General features: G+C 43.1%; 14 protein-coding genes. 4 read left to right on the top strand and 10 right to left on the bottom strand.

The features are described 5' to 3' along the window. The 3 genes from ACVW2L_RS05540 to ACVW2L_RS05530 form a co-directional block, all read right to left on the bottom strand. On the bottom strand, positions 1 to 1,347 hold the full coding sequence (locus tag ACVW2L_RS05540; protein WP_457126967.1) for a GntP family permease: 1,347 nt from the start codon (positions 1,345 to 1,347) through the stop codon (positions 1 to 3). Next, positions 1,344 to 3,491 carry a glycoside hydrolase family 20 zincin-like fold domain-containing protein gene (locus ACVW2L_RS05535; protein ID WP_457126966.1) on the bottom strand — a complete coding sequence of 716 codons (2,148 nt, stop codon included), beginning with the start codon at positions 3,489 to 3,491 and terminating at the stop codon, positions 1,344 to 1,346. Before ACVW2L_RS05535 ends, ACVW2L_RS05540 begins: the two co-directional genes overlap by 4 nt. A 191-nt stretch (positions 3,492 to 3,682) precedes the next feature. After that, positions 3,683 to 4,696, bottom strand: a complete 1,014-nt coding sequence (locus tag ACVW2L_RS05530) for an amidohydrolase family protein (protein WP_457126965.1) — start codon at positions 4,694 to 4,696, stop codon at positions 3,683 to 3,685. A gap of 206 nt (positions 4,697 to 4,902) precedes the next feature. Here ACVW2L_RS05530 and ACVW2L_RS05525 point away from each other — a divergent pair, with 206 nt between their 5' ends. Beyond that, entirely contained in the window at positions 4,903 to 5,490 is a 588-nt protein-coding gene (locus ACVW2L_RS05525) for an REP-associated tyrosine transposase (protein WP_457126964.1), read from the top strand. Positions 5,491 to 5,753: 263 nt separating this feature from the next. On the opposite strand, the gene ACVW2L_RS05520 is transcribed toward ACVW2L_RS05525, so the two are convergent. Both ACVW2L_RS05520 and ACVW2L_RS05515 read right to left on the bottom strand, forming a co-directional pair. Then, entirely contained in the window at positions 5,754 to 5,957 is a 204-nt protein-coding gene (locus tag ACVW2L_RS05520) for a winged helix-turn-helix transcriptional regulator (RefSeq protein ID WP_457126963.1), read from the bottom strand. Beyond that, the gene (locus ACVW2L_RS05515; protein WP_457126962.1) at positions 5,958 to 7,079 is read right to left on the bottom strand and encodes an AAA family ATPase; all 1,122 of its coding nucleotides are present in this window, start codon (positions 7,077 to 7,079) and stop codon (positions 5,958 to 5,960) included. Positions 7,080 to 7,445: 366 nt separating this feature from the next. On the opposite strand from ACVW2L_RS05515, the gene ACVW2L_RS05510 reads away from it, so the two are divergent. The 3 genes from ACVW2L_RS05510 to recQ all read left to right on the top strand — a co-directional run bounded on the left by ACVW2L_RS05510 (position 7,446) and on the right by recQ (position 12,294). Further along, positions 7,446 to 8,147 (top strand): 3'-5' exonuclease, encoded by a 702-nt coding sequence (locus ACVW2L_RS05510; protein ID WP_457126961.1) that lies wholly within the window; start codon positions 7,446 to 7,448, stop codon positions 8,145 to 8,147. After that, complete coding sequence (locus ACVW2L_RS05505) at positions 8,144 to 10,051, top strand: DUF294 nucleotidyltransferase-like domain-containing protein (RefSeq protein WP_457126960.1); 1,908 nt, start codon at positions 8,144 to 8,146, stop codon at positions 10,049 to 10,051. Before ACVW2L_RS05510 ends, ACVW2L_RS05505 begins: the two co-directional genes overlap by 4 nt. A 77-nt stretch (positions 10,052 to 10,128) precedes the next feature. Next, complete coding sequence (gene recQ / locus ACVW2L_RS05500) at positions 10,129 to 12,294, top strand: DNA helicase RecQ (protein ID WP_457126959.1); 2,166 nt, start codon at positions 10,129 to 10,131, stop codon at positions 12,292 to 12,294. A gap of 87 nt (positions 12,295 to 12,381) precedes the next feature. Here recQ and ACVW2L_RS05495 read toward each other — a convergent pair whose 3' ends face one another. The 5 genes from ACVW2L_RS05495 to ACVW2L_RS05475 form a co-directional block, all read right to left on the bottom strand. Beyond that, complete coding sequence (locus tag ACVW2L_RS05495) at positions 12,382 to 13,188, bottom strand: 3-keto-disaccharide hydrolase (protein WP_457126958.1); 807 nt, start codon at positions 13,186 to 13,188, stop codon at positions 12,382 to 12,384. 64 nt (positions 13,189 to 13,252) lie between these two features. Beyond that, on the bottom strand, positions 13,253 to 15,202 hold the full coding sequence (locus ACVW2L_RS05490; protein WP_457126957.1) for a c-type cytochrome: 1,950 nt from the start codon (positions 15,200 to 15,202) through the stop codon (positions 13,253 to 13,255). A gap of 11 nt (positions 15,203 to 15,213) precedes the next feature. Continuing rightward, complete coding sequence (locus ACVW2L_RS05485) at positions 15,214 to 15,954, bottom strand: hypothetical protein (RefSeq protein ID WP_457126956.1); 741 nt, start codon at positions 15,952 to 15,954, stop codon at positions 15,214 to 15,216. A gap of 265 nt (positions 15,955 to 16,219) precedes the next feature. Then, positions 16,220 to 17,737: a tagaturonate reductase gene (locus ACVW2L_RS05480; protein ID WP_457126955.1), complete on the bottom strand. Its 1,518-nt coding sequence runs from the start codon at positions 17,735 to 17,737 to the stop codon at positions 16,220 to 16,222. A gap of 12 nt (positions 17,738 to 17,749) precedes the next feature. Continuing rightward, the gene (locus ACVW2L_RS05475; protein ID WP_457126954.1) at positions 17,750 to 18,760 is read right to left on the bottom strand and encodes a zinc-binding alcohol dehydrogenase family protein; all 1,011 of its coding nucleotides are present in this window, start codon (positions 18,758 to 18,760) and stop codon (positions 17,750 to 17,752) included. Positions 18,761 to 18,762 lie beyond the last annotated feature (2 nt).

Here is an 18,762-nt window from a genome sequence, read left to right as displayed (position 1 = left end):
CTAAGCCATTACCATTGATAGGACGTAAACCATTATAAAGGATGTTATACCCATTAGCACAGTAGCAACCGAATAGACCCGTAACATGGTTTTAAGTTCGAGCCCTGAAAATTTGGCTATTACCCAAAAGTAGGCATCGTTAGCATGCGATATCATCATAGAGCCCGCACCCATAGCCAAAACAGTTAATAGGTGACCATTAGGCGTGTTCAGCTCTAAAGCGGGCAATAAGGGCAACACGATAGATGCAGCAGTGATAATAGCTACCGTTGATGAGCCCTGCGCTGTTTTTAAAACAAACGTAACCAGGAAAGGAAACAGCAGGCCCAAACTTCCCAATGCAAATGCGCCGCTTAAGTGGTCGCCTATTTTGGTGGCTGCCAGCACAGCACCAAATGCGCCGCCCGCTCCTATTATCACCAATATGCCGCCTGCCTTTTCGGCGCCGTCTGTTAACAATCTCCCAAGGGTGGCTCTGTCCCAACCGCGTTTGCAGTTAAGGGCCAACAAAACACCTGTAGCCAGCGCCAGAACAGGATCGCCGAAAGCTAATACGCTGCCTAACCATGGTGCATTAATGGCGGGATCAATTACAACGAAAGATTTTAAGGAGATCAACAAAATAGGAACAACAACCGGCAAAAAAGCTTTTATGGCCGATGGTAAATGGGCGTTTTCTGTGGCGATATCTATATCATTATCCATTACATCTTCTACCTTTTTGCCCATGTAATTAGCCCACAAATAACCCACTGCCGATGCCGGTATCGCTATAATGATGCCCATCAGTATCAGCTTGCCAAAATCCACGCCTATAATGCCTGCCGCAGCAGAAGCGCCGGGATGTGGCGGGATCAAACAATGCACAGAATATAAACCGGTAGCCAATGAAACTGCCATTACCGCCATATGGATTTGGGTGCGCCGCGCTAACGAACGATTTAGTCCGCTTAAAACGATATAGCCTGAGTCGCAAAATATGGGGAGGCCAACAATAAAGCCGGTTAGCGTCATGGCCAGTGCAGAGCGTTTCTCGCCCACTTTGCGCATAATAAATGATGCCATTACCTGTGTGCTGCCGGTATGCTCTAACAAAACGCCCAGCGTAGTACCCAGTACAATAATAACAGCCAGCGATTTCATTACATTGCCGAAGCCATCTTTTACTGCTGTAATCACGTCAACAACAGGCAGACCAACGCCCAGGCCTACAACAAACGAGGCAAGTAAAAGCGCAAAGAACGCGTGTACGCGGTACCTTGAAGTAAGTATTACAATAAGCCCTATGCCAATAAGCAAACAAATAACTATTTGTACTAATGACGTGTGTAACGGAGTTGTCATCATTTTCCGGCCACTGCTTTTTTGGCAAAGTCAACATCTGCAGCAACCTGAGGCGTAAGCTTTGCCCAGTGAAACGTATCGTTATAATTTTGCTTCCAGGTTCTGCCGCCGTCCTCCATCAGGTGGGTTAACGGCATATCGTTATAAATTGGGCGTGTTATTGCCGCCACATTTTTCCAGTAAGTCAGGGCCTTCTCTAAATGTGCAATAGCTTTCTGTTTATTGTCTTCGCCGCCTTTGGTACGGTACATTTGTAAAGCTACACCGCCACGCATTCGTTCTGCCATGTTAAGACCCAGATTGGCCCATGTTTTAATATCTGCTACCTCATACATTAAGCCCGTGTTGGCGCTGGTGTTAATTGCCTTAACCAAGGCCAGTGCCCTGTTACAATCTTGCGTTAACGAGTCGGCAATCATTAAGGGTGTGGTTAGTTTTGGGTCAACCTTTTGGCCGTTGTTTATGGCCTTAACATAATCGGCAATGGATATAGTCGCTGTAGAATCAAGAACAGGCCGTTTTATTTGATTATCAACATCAATATACCTCATGTCTTTATTGCGGCCAAATTGCCCCATCATGCCTTCGCTGTACAGGGTAAGGTCATAAGTAGAATCAAAAAATCTGCCTGTAGCCAGCATTGTTTTTCCGGCGAGTGATGAAGCCTCTAACAGGTTTTTACCCGCCGCTCCGTACCTGCGAACAAACTCATCGCTAAATATTTTATCGGGTGTGTTAGCATCATACAATAACCTGCCCCAGATCTTGTAATACATCCACTGCCGCTGAAAGGCGTATTTCCAGTTTACTTTTATAGCCGGGTTGGTAAAATAATCCTTGCCGGGGATATAACTTTCTGAGCCTATAAAATAACCACCTGTGGAGGGCTGACTATTTGCCTTAACGTGCTCGCGGATGAACTGAGGTACACCCCAGCGCAGGCAAAAAACATCTTCGTTGCGGGCGGTCCAGGTAACTTTAAATTTAGCCGGCAGCTTAAAATAAGTGTCGAATAATTTGCCGCCGTGTACTTTTATCAATTTAGTTGTAGAGAACGGATGCGACCAGTTATATTTCAGATCAGCCCAGATAGGTCCGTTAATAAATGGCATGTTATTCTGTTCCTCAATGGTTTTACGCGTCATTACTTCCGTTTGTATTGAAGTTACGCCGAGTGACCCAGTGGTGCTCGAGAAGGGTATACGATGGATCAGTTTTCCCGGTCGGCCTGCATCGCGCATACCGGCTATATAGGTCTCGGTCATCCAGTCTTCCCGTTGTTCAGGCGTCATGCCACCCATGCCCTCGCCTAAGGTAAAGCCTATACCGTCCAAATCAGGGTATTCCTGCAGCACCTGTGTAACGCATTCGCGGGTGTATTTTTTTACGATGGCTGATGTATCACCATCCACAAAAAAATCATGATCAAGGTTCGGCTTTTTAACCGGGTAGTTCTTTGCAAACTCCGGACTGAAAAATATATTGAACGGCACCAAATATGTATCTATGCCCCGCTCCTTAGCCATTTTAAATATGCCTTTAAACAGGGTTTGCCATTCTTTTAATTCTTTATCATTAAAAGGTGTTGCAAGCGGATAATTATTTGGCCGTATCATGTAAGTGAACGGATGAAGGTTCCATAAGCTCAAAGCGTTCAGCCTATTATCTGCCATCATATCTAAAAAAGCTTCCCAGTATTTTATATCACGGCAGGTTTCGTAATGCTGATCAAGTGATAAGTGGTGCCTATAGGTATCCCATGGCATATCAAACTTTACCGCCCTTAGCTGCATTTGAGGTGTGCCTTTACCCGCTTTTATTGCTTGAAGTTTAATGCCATTAGCCAGATCCTCTGCTACTGACAAGGCGCCGTAAACAACGCCGGTTCCATCGCCGCCTTCAATTTTTATTGCTTTACCCTGAGCGACTACACTGTAGCCCTCTTTGCCCAACTCACTATTAAAGCTGATAGAAATATTATATCCGCCCGAACCCATAGCGTAATGTTTTGAGGCAAGCACTTTTTGTAAACGAGCAGCGGCGTAACTGGCCTGCGGCGATGTTTTATCGAAACTGAGCTTTACACTTTGAGCAAAGCTATAGCCAATACTTGCAGTTAGTACTAACGCGCAGATAAACTTCTTCATAAATGGTTTGCAGTGTCTTTAATCGGGTAGTGCAAATTAGGGATAATTTTTAAAAAGCCTTTACTAACCTTTTAATTGGCGAAATCCCCCATGATTGACTGTGGTCTGTTATAAACACTACTCCATTACTGCTGTGCAGTTGCAACTCATCGCATATACGAACGTCTATAAATAGTAATGCAATTTAAATCTTACTGCATGGCGGCGATTTCTTTAGCGCTCAACTTTAAAAATTGTGCAGCATTATTAAATAGAATATCACGCTTTTGTTCTATAGTTAAATAGTTGGCGTTCTCTATCCGTTTAATACCAATCTTTATGGCACCGGGCCAGACCATTTGGTCTGAACCATACATTACTCTTTTGCCAAACCCGGCATTTACCAGTCGTTGTAGATAAAAATCGAACTCTTTTTGCGGCAGCACATAGTTGATTACGCCAAGATCCACGTATAATTGCGGGTAAGCATATAACATTGCAACCATATCATCTATCATAGGCCAACCGGCGTGCATGGCATAAATTCTTAATTTAGGATGTTTAACTAATACATCTTCAAGTATTAGTGCGCTACCCAACCGGGCTTTGGACTTACTTAGTAATGAAATACCCGGTGGCCCGGTGCCAATATGTATGCCTACCGGAATACTGAGGTCTTCTGCCATTTTAAAATAAGGCTCCATAGCCGGGTCGGCTGCAGATATACCTTCGTATTGGATAGCTACTTCTCCAAACACTTTAAACTCTCCGGTTTTAAACAATTTGGTTAGCGAGTCTACGTTAAGTTTGTTACGTTTTAAGATACCGAAATCCCAATAGACCGCGTTTATAATTCTGTTAGGCAAGGCGGCTTTCCAGGCACGTACTTTTTCCATATCCCCGCTCAACACGCCATACATGTTTCTTTCTTTCAAAATGGCTAATGTTTGTTGCTTTAATTCCTCATCAGTTAGTGGCGAAGAGATAGAAACCTTATTCCAGGCGCCTGTTTTTAGAGCACCAATAAATGTTTCCTCGTAACTCACATTAGGGTCGGCATACCCAAAGTAAGCAAATGGCGCACCTACTTTTACCGGTGCAGGTCCTTGGTCATTGGCACCAACAGCGTGCAGATGCATATCAATAACGGGTAGCGGTCGCTTGCTTTGCGCCAAAGTGTTTACGGCCTGCGGCAATGCAAGCATTAAAAACAGGTATTTCTTCATTGTGCAGGTTTTTACTAAAAATACGAATAAATATTACAACCTGCGTTATGTAAACATTTCCTAAAAACCTCGCTGTCCGAAGTTTATAACTTCGGACGAATATGCATGTAGTTTGCAACTACACAGTATGCTCTCCTAACCCACTTTCGCTGTTCGAAGTTTGTAACTTCGAACGACTATGCACGTAGTTTGCAACTACAGGCAAAATGTCTACTTTTAGCAAAAACCTAAATCAAATGGCACGCAAGGGCTACATTATCAGAGACCAACAGGCAATTTATTACATAACATTTACTGTTGTTGGATGGATAGATATTTTTTCCAGACAGATCTATCGCGATATGGTAATTGAGTCGTTAAAATATTGCCAGCAAAACAAGGGTATGCATTTACACGCTTATGTTATAATGACTAATCATGTGCATTTAATTGTTTCTGTTGATGAAGGGCTTAGTGTTAGCAACTTTGTGCGCGACTGTAAAAAGTTCACGTCCAAGCAGATTATTGCCGATGTTGAAACGAATACTACCGAAAGCCGGAGGGAATGGATGTTGCATCAATTTAAGTACTATGCATCCAGGCACAGTCGTAACGAACGTTATCAACTTTGGGAACACGATAATCACTTTGTAGAGTTGAGTTCGCGTGTCTTTACGCAACAAAAAATTGACTATATTCATAATAATCCTGTTAAAGCGGGCTGGGTTTATAAGGCCGAAGATTACGTTTACTCAAGCGCCTCAAACTATGCGGATATTGATAAGATAATTGATGTGGATTGTTTGTTTTTTTGACGGTAGTCTGAAGACTACAAGCATAGTCGTCCGAAGTTACAAACTTCGGACAGTGGGGAGCTTCTGGAATTTTATAATCAGCTGAAAGCAATTGAAAACGACATAACTCTACTGGACTAAGAAGCTTACACCGCCATAAAGCTAATTTGCAATTCTTCCCTACAAAATGGCAATAAGCTTTACTATAAAAAAAACGCTCGCTGTCTGAAGTTTATAACTTCAGACGAATATGCATGTAGTTTGCAACTACATAGTATAATCTCCTAGCCAATCGTTTTCACTGCTCTTTCACTCTTCTCCAACCGCTTAACCATCCTAAAAACCGTAGCCAGCGAAACAGCGGTCTGCTCGGCTATGTTACGGAAACTTACACCCTGCTTATGCAAGCGCTCCACCTTTTCTTCGGTATAGCGGCGCCCCGCTGTCCGAAGTTTGTAACTTCGGACGACTATGCCTGTAGTTTGCAACTACAGTATAGCCGCTTGCTCACTCCTCACCCCCTTCTCCAACCGCTTAACCATTCTGAACACCGTAGCCAGCGAAACAGCGGTCTGCTCGGCTATGTTACGGAAACTTACACCCTGCTTATGCAAGCGCTCCACCTTTTCTTCAGTATAGCGGCGCTGATCTTCGGAGTAATGAAGCAGGTGGGCCGTTTCGTGGTCAAAGCCCTCTACTTCAAATTGTAAAAAGTTGCCCGGCTTTGTTATGCGGCACAGGCATACATTAGCTGCTCCATAGTATTCGTTGCCGCTGCGCTGCTTTATTTGTTTAATATAACGCTGGCCGTTGGCTGTTTTACTTTCGCCGAGGGCAAAAGCGCTGTCGGCAAAATTGATCAGCATTTTACTGCCCTGCAAATCGTTGCGGGTAATGGGCTTGGCCGGGTTACGTTTAGGTGTATGTGCTAATACCAATATAGACAGGTTGTACTTGTTCTTTATCGCTTGCAAATTGCGCATTAGGCTAATAGCGCTCTCGGCAGCATGCGTACCGCTACGCAGGCAGGTAATGTTATCTAATATCAGTGTGCGGGCCTTTGTGGTTATAATAATATTTTCCAGGGCGTTGTTCATGTAGTCCGCATAATTTTTAAACCGCTCTATACCCTGTGCATCGGGGTTTAATACAACGCGGTAAAAGTTTTTATTAAACGGATAACGGCTCTGCATTCTGCTGCTGTAACGGCCCTCAAACTGCGCCGTACTTAATTCAAAATCAAAATACAAAACCGGTTCGGCAGGTAATGTGGCCCCCAGCACAGGTATAGGTTCGCCGCTGCTTAGGGCGTTGCCAATTTGCACTGCCAGTATAGATTTACCCACATTGGTATCGGCAAACAGGATGCACAGCTCTCCACGGTACCAAAAATCGCCAAACAGCTTATCGGGCGCGTGGGCATCAGCACCAGCTGATACCCACGCGGCAGCGGGCTTTATAATAAAAGCGTCTTTAGTATTGAGCGGGGTATAGCACTCGTCATTTAACTTTTTCTTTTGTTTGGGTGTTAAGGCTCCCCGGGCCATATCGCGGATAAGCTCTATTTCAGCTGGTCGCGATGGGTAAAGTGCGGCGTAGTGATGATCCATAATTTTGTTTTTATGCAAGATACGAGGCCTAAATTGGATAAACGGTGACACAAGTGTGTCAGTAACCTCAGAATAATAAGCAGAAGCGTTTCACTAAACACAGTGAAATTCTATGATGTACAACCATTTGAAAAACAAATAATTACATTGAACGTGAACCTAAATTTACTGACATATAAGTAGTTTCATTTTGTTTCACATCATATTAATAATCGGTTGATAACAAGCATAATAACAAAAAATTCGTTCCGCGCGTTTCGTTTGTATGATATATTTTGTGAAACGCTGCACGATGAAAACAAGTAAAAATTTAGCCGCTAACAGCTAACAAATGTGTTTATATTTAGCCCACACAAACGCAATTGAGTGAGTAAATACCTGCTGTTTATTGATACCGAAGCATCCGGCCTGCCGGTTAACTGGACCTTGCCATACAGTGCCGAAGGTAACTGGCCCCATATAGTGCAGATAGCCTGGTTAGTGTATGATGAGCAACATAATTTAGTTAAAGAGCAAAATCATTACATTAATGACGACGGTGTAACCATAACCGATTCCGCCATTGCCACGCATCATATCACTCCTGATTTTTTACTATCGCATGGCGAGCCGCTGATCAAAGTGATGGAAATCCTGGCTAATGATCTGGTAGAATATGAGCCGACCATCATAGGGCATTTTATGCAGTTGGATTATTACCTGATGGGGGCCGCATTTTACCGCAGCGGGGTTTATAATCCCTTAGGCAAACTACCGGTTTTTTGTACGATGGTTGCCACCACGCAGCTACTGCGCAGTCCATCAACCCGGCAACTGCGCCTGGGCGACCTGTATTATATGCTTTTTAAGATAGATCTGCAACATGAGCATAATGCACTGCACGATGCGCGCGCTACTGCTGAATCTTTTTTTGAATTACGTAAGCGGGGAGAAATATCCGAGGCCGGCATCATCCAACAAAATAAAGACTTTGAATTACAGCGCGAACCGGCTAAAAAATCAAATGGTTGTTTTTTACCCATGTTAGTTATTATATTGTTATTGCTATTTACCATCTACAGCTTATGAGTAACCGACTGGAGTTTCTAAAAACCGTCACCCCGTTTAATACACTCCCTGAAGATGTATTAGCAGGTGTGGCTGAAGAGTTAAAAGAGGTTAGCTATAAAAAAGATACAACTATCTATCAGCAGGATGTTACCATGATGAAGGGTGTTGACATTATTGCGGACGGTAGTTACGAGTCTTTTTTTTACGATAGTACCGGCAACAAGCGCGTGGTAGAGACGCACGAGCCCGGCTTTTGCTATGGCGGTGTATCGGTATTGCTTAACAGGAGACGTTCCTTACGTACCGTCATTGCAAAAAAAGGCACTAAAGTTTATTTTCTGCACAGAAAAGAGTTTAGAGTACTTTGTAAGGCGTATGAGGAGTTCTTTTTGCACTTTACAGCCGAGTTTGGCAAGCGTATGCAAAATGAAGAATTTGTTCACTTCTTTAAGCAGCCCGCTTCGTTTACCGAAAGCTATGTAGCGTCAGAGCAAATGTATTCGCGCCGCATAGACAGTGTTGAATTCAGAGCTGTGGTATCTTGTTATCATCAAACACCCATATTTAAAGTTGCTCAGCTAATGGCGGCCCAAAAAACCAGCTGTCTGTTTGTAACGGACGATGCACAAAAGATCATTGGCTACGTAACTGATATTACACTACGCGATAAAGTAATTGCACAACAACACAACACAGCCGATGCGGTGCAAACGGTAATCGCCACTCCTATTATCAGCATAAGCGCCAATGCATTTGTTTATGAGGCTTTGCTAATGATGTTTCAAACCAAAACACGTTATATTCTGATTGAAAAGGATAGCCGCCATGTTGGTTTTATCAGCAGGAATAAATTATTAAGCGAACAGGCGCAATCACCTCTGGTATTCATCCAGTCGGTTAAACTGGCTAACTCAACCGATGAGTTAAAGCGTAAGTGGCAGGGCGTTCCGCAATTTGTAACGCAATTACTGGGGCGCGGCGTTAACGCAGAAATTGTAAATCAGATAATTACTACAGTTGCCGATACCATTGCGCAAAAAGTTATAGAAAACATAATTGCCGAGGTTGGCGAACCGCCAGCCAAGTTTGTATTCATGGTGTTAGGCAGCGAGGGCCGTAAAGAGCAAACTTTTAAAACAGACCAGGACAACGCTATTATTTACGAAGATAAGGCCAACGAGCATCGCGAAGAAGTGCGGGCCTATTTTTTGGATATGGCTACACGTGTATCGGCAGATCTTGATCGGATAGGTTTTGTTTACTGCACCGGCGATTTCATGGCGCAGAACCCAAAATGGACACATTCCCTTTCTCATTGGAAACGTAACTATGAGTATTGGATGGATGAGTCCATCCCCGAAACCGTGATCAATTTCTCTACATTTTTTGATTGCCGCACCATTTATGGCGATAACACCATAATGGATGAATTGCATGAATTTTTGGATGAGAAGTTACAACAGCCCATGGAGAAACTATTCCACTATATGGCACAAAACGCATTGCAGTACGAGCCGCCTTTAACATTCTTCAACAATATCCGCACTTTTAAAAAAGGCACCCGCGAGGTTTTTGATATTAAACGGGCAATGAGCCCTATTGTTGATTTGGTGCGCGTTTACGCTTTAAAGAACCGGATTTTTGAGGTAAATACCGGCGAGCGCATGAAAGCCTTACGTGCCAACGAGATCTTCTCAGACACGGAGTATCATGAGTTAAGCCAATCGTATTATTTCCTGATGAACTTGAGACTTAAAAAGCAAACCGAGCAAATAATGCAGGATCATTCTGCCCCTGACAATTACATTGACATTGACCAACTTTCTAAATTGGAGCAGGTTACTTTAAAAGAGATCTTTAAGATCATTGCCAACTTTCAATCTAAGATCAAAGTATCCTTCACCGGGAGTTTAATGAGTTAAGCATTCACACTTATATTAAGTTTTTAAAAAAAGCTGAAAGATGGCAAATCAACATGCTAAAATTATTAGCTTTGCATATGACGCCTAACCAAGCCTTACAAAAATATTTTGGATACACCGATTTCAGGCATAGCCAGGAAGAGATAATAACGCACATATTAAACGGTAAGGATGTACTGGCGCTGATGCCTACCGGTGGCGGCAAATCATTATGTTACCAACTGCCTGCAGTGTTATTAGATGGTCTTACTATTGTAATATCGCCCCTTATTGCCTTGATGAAAGACCAGGTTGACAGCCTGAACATTAATGGTATCCCAGCCACATTTTTAAATTCTTCACAAAGTCCGGATGAGCAGGGGAAGTTAATTGAAAAATTACGCAGTAATCAAATAAAGTTGCTGTACATGGCACCTGAACGTTTGTTTGGCGCCGAAAATAAATTGGTTGAGTTTTTACAATCATTACCGGTTGTGCAGATAGCAATTGATGAGGCGCATTGTATATCGCATTGGGGGCATGATTTTAGGCCCGAATACTTAATGCTTGCCGGTTTAAAACAATACTTTCCGCAGGTACCTGTTATCGCGCTTACCGCAACCGCTGATAAACTTACTCAAAAGGATATTCTTGAGAAACTTGACCTTAAAGATCCTGCGGTATTTATATCCTCTTTTAACCGCGAAAATATTACCTACACCGTTGCAGCTAAACGAAAAAGCTTTGACCAGTTGCTGGCGTTTTTGGATAAGCGTAAAGATGAGTCCGGTATAATTTACTGTCTTTCGAGAAAATCCACTGAAGCATTAGCCGCCGATTTAAAAGCCGAAGGTTTCCTGGCAGAAGCTTATCATGCCGGGTTGGATAACGCAACCAAAGCGCGTAACCAGGAGGCTTTTTTACGCGACGACGTAAGGATAATAGTAGCAACCATTGCGTTTGGTATGGGCATTAATAAATCAAACGTGCGTTACGTTGTGCACATAGATCTACCCAAAAATATTGAGGGCTACTACCAGGAAACAGGCCGGGCTGGTCGCGATGGATTACCTTCAGATGCGATGTTATATTATTCGCCCGGTGACGCGCAAAAATTAAAAGAGTTTGCAAGGATTGAGAATAATCCTGACCAGAGCCGTATTATGCTTAAAAAGCTGGACGATATGGTGCGCTACAGCGAACTGCAAACCTGTAGAAGACAGTTTCTATTGCGATATTTTGACGAGCAGGCTCCGGATTATTGTGGATCATGCGATGTATGCCTGACGGAGATTGAACGCTTCGATGGTACGCTGATTGCTCAAAAGGCACTATCTGCAGTGGCCCGGTTAAAGGAAAGGTTTGGAGCAGGTTACGTTATTGAATTTTTGAGAGGATCTAAAAGCGAACGGATACGTGAAGAACATAAACAGCTTAAAACTTATGGCGTAGCTGCCGATATCAGCAAAGCAGATTGGCAGCGTTATATGCGTGAGTTAGTTGCCACCGGTTACTTGCAGGCATCGGAAGGCGAATACCCGGTGTTGCAGCTAACAGAAAAAAGTGAGGCTGTATTAAAAGGGTTTGAGAAAGTGCAATTTATCGCTTCTAAAGTTACTGAAGAACGTGAAAATGATATTGAGCTGCCATTTGAAATGAATTTGCTGAATGAGTTAAAAAGCGTAAGGAGGGAAATTGGCCAAAACGATAATGTACCACCTTATATCATACTCGCAGACAACACATTATTGGAAATGGCCACTTACCTGCCGCAAAGCATGGATGAGTTGCGGCTCATTTCGGGTTTTGGCGATATAAAACTGGCGCGTTATGGTAGGGAGTTTTTGGTACCGGTAAAAAGCTACAGTGCACAACGCGGCCTTTCATCAAAAATAGATCAAAAGAAAACAAAGCGCGAGCGTAAAGCGACCACTAACCGAACTGGAAAAAAAACTGCAGGTACCCAACGCGAGAGTTTTACGCTATATCAGGAAGGTAAAACAGTTGTGGAGATAGCTGCTGGCCGCGGTTTGGCTACCACTACAATTGAAGGTCATTTAGCTTATTTTATAGAGCAGGGGGAATTGGAGATAACATCCATTGTCAACCCTGAAAAGATACCAGCTATACAGGATGTTGTTGAAAAGTATGGCGATGATAAGCTGTCGCCCCTAAAAGAAATTTTAGGTGAAAATTACAGCTATGGCGAAATAAAGTCGGTTGTTAGCTGGATGAGAGCAGGGAAACCTGATTATAAAAGTTAGCGGATTAAACAATAATATTAATTGCAACAAATAAGGCTGCGCATTGATGATGCGCAGCCTTATGTTATATCAGCACTTACTAATCACTTATAATTCACGTAACCACACATTACGATAACTTACCGGCTCACTTTTATCGCCATGTGCCTGCAATTTTATTGGCGCCGGGCCATGTTTTACATAATCGTGCTTGCCAATGTAGTTGGTTTCGCCCTGCACTTCAAAATTATTTTGCACCAGCACACCATTTAAAAAAGCCGTTACACGGGCTTTAGTTTTAACGGTGCCGTCGGCATTAAACGTCGGGGCTGTCCAAACAATATCGTAAGCGTTCCATTCACCTGCCTTGCGCGCAGGGTTGGCCAAGGGAACAACCTCTTTATAGATACTTCCCACCATACCGTTAACATAAGTCTTGTTTTCATTGTTATACCCGTCAAGCACCTGTATTTCGTAACCACCGGCTTTTCCGTTGGTTGCTGCCAGAAAGATGCCGCTGTTGCCACGCGACTGGCCTTCGCCGGTTATGTTAGCAGGAATCCTGTATTCAATATGCAACTGGTAGTTGGTGAAGTTGCGTTTTGTCTCCATATCGCCCGATGGTTTATTAACGGTAAAGGCTCCGTCTGCCAACGTCCATTTTGCGGGTGTTTTACCTCTTGAAGACACCCATTCATCAAGGTTTTTGCCGTCAAATAATACAATAGCGTCAGACGGTGGCGCTTCAAAAGATGCAGTCGCCTTAACCACTTTAGGCAACGCTGCCTGCGGCGGATAAACTTCTGTTTCCTCGGGTTTATTGGTAAGTGGTTTGGTTGGGTCCACTATCATCTGTGCGTTAGCTCCTAAAGTGAGGAACAATGAAGCGGCAGAACACATTAAAACTTTTTTCATAATCAATATCGTTGTTGGTTCAGTTTTTTTATTTGTATATGCGGCAGCCATCATAGCTTAATCATCATTTTTTTGCCAATGAATTTATCCATTGGGCAATTTTAGTAGCTTCTGCTGCGGTTACCTGTGGCATAGGAGGCATTGGCGTTGAATAATCGGGCCAATGCTCGGGTTTCGGATTTTTTATAAGCGCGATGATCTGAGCTACGCTGTAATTACGTTTAGCCACATCAATGTAAGCTGGCCCTACCACCTTCTTATCTGCGCTATGGCATGCTAAGCAAGTGTTTTTTGCCAATAGCGGTTGTATCTCTGCATAAGTTGGAGCTTTGTTAACCGCTACCGCTTTTTTAGGTGTAGTTGTTGCTGTAACAGCTGGTTTGGTAACCGAAGCACCCACTAAAGAAGAATTTTTATTGCTTATGCCTACACCGGTAAGTTTTGCACCGGTAGGAATATTGTTGAGCGTGTAATAAGCTGTCGGGTGTACCAGGCTGAAAAAGTGTTCCTTTTCGCGCACGCCATCAATTGTTATGGTGTGTATGTATGATTTGCGCATATTATTAACTATTAAACGCGCTTTTAAACCATCGGCAGACAGTTTAATGCCAACAACCGGACAATTTTCTACCGCTACCGGAGGGCTGCCGTACACGCCATGATATTTATAAGCAAACCCTTCAATTTTATATGAAGCAATGTCCTCTGCGGATTTTCTGTCGACAGGTTGGGTAAACTCAATTTCAAATCCATCGGGTTTTGCGCGTATAGCTTTCATTTCAAATGGTACGTTATTGTTCCATTCCAAACGTTGTAAGCCCATAGTAGCTTCACCTGCCGATCCCCAGCCGCGATTACTTTCACCAACTGCCAGTGAGCCATCCTGTAACCAGGATAACCTGATAACACCCGACTGAAAGCCGCTTCTGAATGCCATTGCGGCGCCCTGGTATTCTCCGTTAACTTTCTCTAAAAACACGCGGCTCAGCATACTCTGCCCCTGGTCGCCTACCAATAGTTGTCCTTCAAATGGCCCAAACGAGCCTTTAGGGATCTTTACAATTTCAGTATTGGAGATACCCAAAATAGCGTGTGGCAACCATACGGCAGGCATTTGTAACTCCGGGAATGTTTTCTTTTCATCAAATTTGGTTTTGTAAACTTCGTTCACAATATTTTCAGGTTTAAATGGTTTTCCTTTGGCATCCCTTTCAACGCGAGGGTTATTTATGGCGTAAAACTGCTCCTGAGTAAGCTTAAGGGGTGAGTTTGGCTGGTTAGTCCAAACTAAACTGGCCGGGTGCCCCATAAAGCCGCCTTTAGGTACCCTCATTAAACTTCCTGATCCTACCCAATCGCCCTGATTATCTGTATACCATAATTCACCGTCTATCATGCTAATGCCACATGGCGAACGCATACCAGCTGCCCATGGGGTTACTTTACCGTCTTTGGTGATGTTCAGGGTCCATCCTCTCCAAGGTGCCATGCTTTGCGGATGCCACCACTCATCAGGGAAGCCAAGATTAAGCGTCACAAAGAAAGTTCCGTCAGGTGCCAATTTGGGGCCAAAACTGTATTCGTGGTAGTTTCCGGTTATGGGCCATGCGTAAACGGTTTCAAACAAATCGGCTTTGCCGTCCTTGTTCGTATCGGTAATCTTGGTTAGTTCGCCGCGCTGTGCTACGTATAATGAACCATCCACATATTCTGCACCTAAAACCTCATGTAAACCCGAGGCAAACTTTTTGAATACAGGATTTTGTGTATGTGGGTTCTCTATCATATAAATATCGCCGCGACGGGTTGTAGCAGCCAGCGTACCGTTTGGCAAGGTACATAAGCCGCCTATTTCTAAAATACTGCCTGCCGGAGCTACAACATTTTTTATTTTAAAGTAATCGTCTTCCTTCGGAGACTCGGCCTGTGCAAAAGCATGATTACCAGCCGCCAAAAGCCACGCGCCCGCCAATGCTGTTAACAGATTTCTGTATGTTTTAGATATCATATTCATGTACAATCAGCTTAAAAAATAATTGAATAAGTTAGTTTAGATTGGAAAGGCACCAGCAATTCCTGTCCGTCGGCCAAAGTACGTATGATAGGTTTAGCTTGTGAATCATCTAAGCGTATTTGGTAGGCTTTATCGTTAATTGAAAATAACGAATCGCTAAGCTTTATAATTTGTTTGCCTGCTGCTAAACGTGCGTACATGCCGGTTGTTGCGCTCTGCGCGGTTACCTGACGCTGGATACCTTCACCATTTGCTAATACTTTACTGGCATCACTAATTTTAGCGCCATTTAACTGGTACATAAACGTTGGAAGACCTGCGTCATCCAACTTATAGCCTTTTGGTTTGTAGCCTGTACCAGCTGTGTCGGCTATCCAGGTAGCTTGATCAGAAGATAATTTAGCCAGCGTTAAAGCAGGTTTGCCAAAGTAAGTTGCTTTACCCCGCACGCGCGAAGAACCATCGCCGCGCTCAATCCACATACTGGACGCATTTAAAAAGTCACCGCGCCAAACCACAACTATAGCTCCTTTATCCATATCATAAGTATAATGTACGGTGGTTGGGCTCCCCACATTTACACTATGAGTTACCCTGCCACCTACGGGCAGGTCAATAAAGCTGCGCACCAGGATATTCTCGGTGGCATCAATATAAACAGGATCGGGGCGCTTTCGCTGTTGCGCATAAGACACGAACGTCGATACGATAAAAATCATCATCGAGCAAATTGTAAGAAATACTTTTTTCATTTTATTATGGATAAACACTTCAGGTGTGTTAAATTGGTTGGTTCAAGGTACAAAAAATATTAGACTCAGATTGATTTCAAAACACTCTAAAATTGGAAACATACGCGGATGACGATATTTTTGCAAGAGAAGGCTAGCGTTCGAGTAGACTCCTTAATAGGGTATTCGTGTGTAAGCTTTTTATCCTTTGGAGTTGAAGTTAAAGTGGTGTTAACCGTCGGGTAAAAAGGGTTCTGAAAAAAGCTTTCATTTAAATTCCTTTAATTTATTTTTCCAAGTCGTTCGCCACTAAATTATTCAAATGATGTTGAACAGTATCCGCAAAACCTTGTAGTTGCGACAAATCTTCGCCCCATATTTCGCTATCAGACAAAATCTGAAACGCAATATCAGCTGGGGTATAAGAAGCCCACTTATCTACCAATAGACCGGCCTTTTCGTCTTTTAAAACATGCCGCTCGTTTTTATGAACTAAATAATACCCGCCATTGTCTTTTACAATCTTGCTCATCAATAACAAATATGCCGCGAAGCCTTTTGTAATATTTTGAGGCGCCTGGTTACTTAACCTGTAATGTTCTTTTAGTACAGGAAGTACCCTTGTAATAATTTTAGCGGTGTATTGCTGCGCGATAGCCACCCATTGATGCGCTATAAATGGGTTCCTGAACCTATCCAAAACTCCTTCAGAAAAAGCTGTCATAAGCGCAGCATCTGCTTTATAAGGCATGGCCGATCTTATTTCTTCCATCAGACCTTGCTGAAAGGATGAAAATACCGCGTCATTTGTTGCGGTGTTTACCAGATCAAAGCCCATAACCAGCGCAAGAGCGCAACTCATTGTATGCGTACCGTTCAAAAGACGCAGTTTTAACTCACGGTGAACTTCAATATCTGGTATAACAACAACACCGGGATCTGCCTGTTCAAAACTTAATATTGATTTTACTTTTTCATCGCCTTCAATTGCCCATAACAGATATGGCTCTGATACAATTAATAATTCATCGCGATAACCATTTTTCTCCTGAAACAGGCGTTGCTCTTCCGCTGATGGTTTTCCGGTTACTATCCTATCCACTAATGAATTGCAGAAAAAATTACTTTTATCTACCCAACTCTCAAAATCAGCGCTTAGCTTGTTAAAGGCAATAAGTTGTTTTATAATTGACTTGAGTATAGTTGCATTTTCGGGCAAAAGCTCTGTGGGTATAATTACCAGGCCACTTTCGGCACTGCCGTTAAAAGTTTTATAACGATGATGCAACACTGCTAATAGTTTTGCAGGGAATGATGAAGGTGGCGTTTGTTGAATATCTTCTTCTACTAACTGTAGGCCAACCTCTGTTGTATTTGAAATAACAACGCTAAGTTCAGCGTTTTCGGCTTCCTTTAACACCAAATCCCATTCGTCGGTAGCCGATAAAACTTTGGCTATCGAAGTGTTTATGATTGTTTCTTCCGTAAGGCTTTTATTTTCAATACCTTTCATCTGCAACGTGTACAGATTATCCTGGTCAGCAAAGGCATCAGTACTGCCTGCACTAGTCGACTTTACAACGGCTATCCGCCCATTAAATACACCTGCTCTGTTAGCTTTATCAATAATATGATCTGTTAATCCGCGCAACAGCACTCCGGTGCCAAACTGTAAAACCTTAACCGGAAGGTCCAAATAATTTATAGTAGGTGTTATAACACCAGGAGCACTAATACCCGCTACTGTTTTATTTGAAAGATTAATTGGTTTAACGCCTGTCTCGGTTACATTCTCTCCATTCATGCCTATTCTGTTTTATAATGTAGCAACTGCCTTAATTACATTGGATGCCGGATCTAACCAGCTTTGAAATTCAACACTAAGCGTGTTAAAATCTGTACGATGTGTTATATAGGACAGCGGATCAATGAGTCCTTTTTTTACACAATCAATAACGTGTTCAAAATCTTCCCTTGTGGCATTTCTGCTGCTCATTAGGGTAGCCTCGCGCTTGTGAAACTCGGGGTGGCTAAATGAGATCTCTTCTTTCTGCAAACCTATCAGTACTAACCGCGCACTATGGGCCATAAATTGCAACGCAGAATTGATAGCTTTCTGACTACCGGTGGCATCTATCACTACCGTCGGCATGTCTCCGCTGGTAATTTTACTGATCTGCTCTTTTGCGTCTTCCAATGCGTTAACTGTGTAATGTATGCCTAACTTTTCCTTACAAAAAGCAAGGCGGTTATCATTTATATCCATGGCAATAACCTGGGCACCTGCTATGCGGGCAAACTCCATGGTACCTAAACCAATTGGACCCGCGCCAATTACCAATACAAATTCGCCTGGCGTAACGCTGGCACGTCTAATTCCATGCGCACCTATTGCCAAAGGCTCAATTAATGCCAATTCATCATAACTTAATCCTTCGCCATGTACTAATAATCTGGAAGGGATAGAATAATATTCCGCCATTCCCCCATCGATATGCACTCCGCATACCTTGATATTTACACAACAGTTAGGCTTGCCAGATCTGCATGCAATGCATTGCTGGCAATTAATGTAAGGTATAAAAGTAACACGTTCCCCTATTTCAAATCCGGGCGCGTCATCGGCTTCAACCAAATCGCCAGAAAGTTCGTGTCCTAACACACGCGGGTAGTTAAAATAGGGCTGCGTGCCTCTAAAAGCGTGAAGGTCTGTTCCGCAAATGCCTATTCTTCTTATTTTTATAATGGCATTTCCCGGTGTTAACACCGGGCGCTCAGATTGCTTATATTCAAATTTTCCCGGATGGGCACAAACCAACGAATTCATTT

It is taken from the genome of Mucilaginibacter sp. HD30 (assembly GCF_054061755.1).
This window is presented reverse-complemented; position numbering and strand designations above follow the sequence as displayed.

Bases quoted from the DNA above. Each gene is read 5' to 3' on its own strand.
- ACVW2L_RS05485 (WP_457126956.1), bottom strand. From the start codon at position 15,954: ATGAAAAAAGTATTTCTTACAATTTGCTCGATGATGATTTTTATCGTA.
- ACVW2L_RS05480 (WP_457126955.1), bottom strand. From the start codon at position 17,737: ATGAATGGAGAGAATGTAACCGAGACAGGCGTTAAACCAATTAATCTT.
- ACVW2L_RS05495 (WP_457126958.1), bottom strand. From the start codon at position 13,188: ATGAAAAAAGTTTTAATGTGTTCTGCCGCTTCATTGTTCCTCACTTTA.
- ACVW2L_RS05535 (WP_457126966.1), bottom strand. From the start codon at position 3,491: ATGAAGAAGTTTATCTGCGCGTTAGTACTAACTGCAAGTATTGGCTAT.
- ACVW2L_RS05530 (WP_457126965.1), bottom strand. From the start codon at position 4,696: ATGAAGAAATACCTGTTTTTAATGCTTGCATTGCCGCAGGCCGTAAAC.
- ACVW2L_RS05490 (WP_457126957.1), bottom strand. From the start codon at position 15,202: ATGAATATGATATCTAAAACATACAGAAATCTGTTAACAGCATTGGCG.
- ACVW2L_RS05515 (WP_457126962.1), bottom strand. From the start codon at position 7,079: ATGGATCATCACTACGCCGCACTTTACCCATCGCGACCAGCTGAAATA.
- ACVW2L_RS05525 (WP_457126964.1), top strand. From the start codon at position 4,903: ATGTCTACTTTTAGCAAAAACCTAAATCAAATGGCACGCAAGGGCTAC.
- ACVW2L_RS05475 (WP_457126954.1), bottom strand. From the start codon at position 18,760: ATGAATTCGTTGGTTTGTGCCCATCCGGGAAAATTTGAATATAAGCAA.
- recQ (WP_457126959.1), top strand. From the start codon at position 10,129: ATGACGCCTAACCAAGCCTTACAAAAATATTTTGGATACACCGATTTC.
- ACVW2L_RS05505 (WP_457126960.1), top strand. From the start codon at position 8,144: ATGAGTAACCGACTGGAGTTTCTAAAAACCGTCACCCCGTTTAATACA.
- ACVW2L_RS05540 (WP_457126967.1), bottom strand. From the start codon at position 1,347: ATGATGACAACTCCGTTACACACGTCATTAGTACAAATAGTTATTTGT.